Below are 1,034 nucleotides of genomic sequence, written 5' to 3'. Positions count from 1 at the left end.
TTTGCTGGCTCCGATTGAGCGCAAGAACGGCTGGCAACTGGCGGACGCGGCCGGGACGCGGCTCCTGCTCGCATGCAGCGCTGTTGAACAGCGCCCACGGGGATCCCCGGCAGGTGGGGGTTGACCTGCGCGATTACGTGATGGGCAACCTCGGTCGCCGCGATGCTGTACTGATCGTGATGACACCGGCTTCCTGAAGGAGGGCGGCGAGTCAGCCGGGGTGCAGCGCCAGTACTCCGGCACGGCGGGCCGGATCGAGAACTGCCAGCTTGGCGTGTTCCTCGCCTACGCCTCCCCACTGGGCAGGACGCTGATCGACACCGAGCTGTATCTGCCGAAGTCCTGGACTTAAGACAGGGAGCGGTGCATCCGGGCCGGAATCGGCGAGGAGGTGGAGTTCGCCACTAAGCCGGTGCTCGCCCGGACGCTGCTGGCCCGAGCCGTGAAGGTGGGCGTGCCGGCCTCCTGGGTGAGCGCTGATGAGGCCTATGGCATGGACAACAAGGTCACGTCCACGGAGGTGGTGTACGAGCCTGCCACCGCGTGATCCGTTTTTGCAGGTTAAGCGGTGAGGGTGCCGGGGAGCTGTTCCTGGTCCGGTGTGTCGCCGCGGATCACGCGGAGGCGGGCTTTGGCCAGCACGTCCAGGCCCATGTAGCGGCGGGCTTCGGTCCATTCGTCGGTCTGCTCGGCGAGTACGGCGCCGACGAGCCGGATGATGGCGGCGCGGTCGGGGAAGATGCCCACGACGTCGGTGCGGCGGCGGATCTCCTTGTTCAGCCGCTCTTGAGGGTTGTTGGACCAGACCTGTTTCCAGATCTCCCTGGGGAACTGGGCGAAGGCCAGCAGGTCGTCGCGAGCGGCGTCGAGGTGGTCGGCGGCGGCCGGGTACTTGGCCGCCAGGGCGTCGATGACCCAGCGGTGCTGTGCGCGTACCTGCTCGGCGGTCGGCTGGTCGAAGATGGTCCGCACCAGGGTGGCCACCCACGGCTGAGCCGACTTGGGCACGGTGGTGAGCAGGTTCCGCAGGTAGT

1 protein-coding gene and 1 pseudogene are annotated in these 1,034 nt (G+C 67.5%); one reads left to right on the top strand and one right to left on the bottom strand.

Annotated elements, in window-relative coordinates:
* Window positions 1-493: pseudogene (locus tag HCK04_RS43305) on the top strand (transposase); the annotation flags it as partial.
* A gap of 68 nt (window positions 494-561) precedes the next feature.
* On the opposite strand, the gene HCK04_RS40305 reads toward HCK04_RS43305, so the two are convergent.
* Window positions 562-1,034: transposase (locus tag HCK04_RS40305; protein ID WP_185949122.1), on the bottom strand; the 473-nt coding region annotated here is incomplete at its 5' end.

It is taken from the genome of Microbispora sp. CL1-1, assembly GCF_012034195.1.
Classification (GTDB): Bacteria; Actinomycetota; Actinomycetes; order Streptosporangiales; family Streptosporangiaceae; genus Microbispora.
This window is presented reverse-complemented; position numbering and strand designations above follow the sequence as displayed.